This window comes from Flavobacterium sp., from assembly GCF_049318185.1.
Taxonomy (GTDB): domain Bacteria; phylum Bacteroidota; class Bacteroidia; order Flavobacteriales; family Flavobacteriaceae; genus Flavobacterium.
Map to the genome: position 1 here is coordinate 1 of NZ_JBMOGV010000230.1, position 1,646 is coordinate 1,646.

2 protein-coding genes are annotated in these 1,646 nt (G+C 34.9%); one reads left to right on the forward strand and one right to left on the reverse strand.

The features are described from left to right. The first annotated feature begins 180 nt into the window (after window positions 1-180). Window positions 181-726 carry a DUF3575 domain-containing protein gene (locus ACOYLT_RS11880; RefSeq protein ID WP_422854047.1) on the forward strand — a complete coding sequence of 182 codons (546 nt, stop codon included), beginning with the start codon at window positions 181-183 and terminating at the stop codon, window positions 724-726. Between the two features lie 280 nt (window positions 727-1,006). On the opposite strand, the gene ACOYLT_RS11885 is transcribed toward ACOYLT_RS11880, so the two are convergent. Continuing rightward, window positions 1,007-1,456 carry a hypothetical protein gene (locus tag ACOYLT_RS11885; RefSeq protein ID WP_422854048.1) on the reverse strand — a complete coding sequence of 150 codons (450 nt, stop codon included), beginning with the start codon at window positions 1,454-1,456 and terminating at the stop codon, window positions 1,007-1,009. Between the last annotated feature and the right edge of the window lie 190 nt (window positions 1,457-1,646).

A 1,646-nucleotide genomic window follows, 5' to 3' on the forward strand; every position in this document is an offset into this window, starting at 1 on the left:
TGTAGTTTATCATGAACATACATTGATTGCGTAATCAGGGCTTTACTCCTTAATTTGCCTTAAGTCTGCGACCGCGGATGAAAAAAGTGTAGATTCCTGTTCATGTTGACCCACCCCTAATCCTATTGTTTTTTGGGGTTTTGCTGAGAATTTATTTTAGAATTAAAATAATATAGGATTATGAAAATATTTCTTATCATATCAGCTTTTCTAGTTTCCATTACCTGCCGGTCTCAGTCTTACAAATATTCAATTCAAACAGAAACTTTAAAATCATCATTGGGTTTATTTAATGTTGGCTGGGAGGTGTTTGTAAAATCTAAAGATTCTAGTTCTAAAGAACAAAATAGTTTCATCCCAGCTGTAGCTATCACAAACACAAAAGAATACAAGGGTTGGGAAATTAGTATGGAATATAGATTTTATGAATCGTGCCGGTTTGGCAAATCATGGAAAGAGTACCTTAGTGCGAGAGTGGATTATGGTAATTTTACTTACCATGATTTCAGCAGTGCCGGATTGCGAAAAAATTATTTTGGTATAGTTGGAGGTGGTGGTCTCCGCAAATACTTTTTCAATCATCTTTTTTTTGATTTGTCTACCAATATGGGCTACTTTAATAATGTTTCTCAACTTAATGGTATTTTGTATAGCAGTAAAATAAATGAGCCATTTAGCACTCAGTTTTCGGTAGAAGCCCGAATTTGTATTGGATGGGCTTTTTAGTGAACCCTATTTTAATCTTATGGGTTTCCTTCATCGCATATTCTTGCGACGCAGGAGAAGACTATGCGCTTCGGAGTTCAAATCAACATCAGTTGAGTAAATTCATTGCTGCATCATATACACAAGTCAATCTCCTCTATTTCCATATGTGTAATAATATCACAGATACCTTGTTGCCCTGTATACGAATGTCCTGCTAAATTATGAAGATTATTCCTCCGAACCGCATAGCCTCCTCCCGTCTCGGTGGATCGGAAGACTGCGGAGAAGGGAGTCATATCTACTCGTTTACTATATGTCCGTTTTTATATTCAATGAATGTTAACAATCCATTTTTATTAAATCTATAATCATAAACAATGTCATCCGTGTTCAAGTCCTTCGGGTTTAATTTAATGTATTCATTGTTAGTTGTTGAGGAATATTCGTAAAAAGTATAAGAGTGCGTCACGTAGCTAGGGGGAAAGTTTTTCTCCCTTATTTTTTCTACAAATGAATCTATATAAGCCTTTGTTTGTTCTCCACGAATAAAATCATGAATTAAAAAATTATCCCCTTTATAAATATATGCTGGCTCAATGGAAAAACTAGCATGTATTGAGGAGTCTATCCTGTTGATTACATAAAAGGGTTCAATAACTATATTATCTGTTTTTTTCAAATTACAGCTAACAAATAAAATCATTAGAAGGAAATATTTATATTTTCCCTTTGAGTTTTCTTGTAACATAGATCTTGGTTAAAAAGGGTTTTTACTCTCTTTTGTGTTGAGGCACCCACCATGCGACAAAACCCGGAAACACATTTTGGAATTTCCTTCTTCGCATAGTCTTGCGACGCAGGAGGAGAATGCGCTTCGGAGTTCAAATCAACATCAGTTAAGTAAATTCATTGCTGCATCATATACACAAGTCAATCTC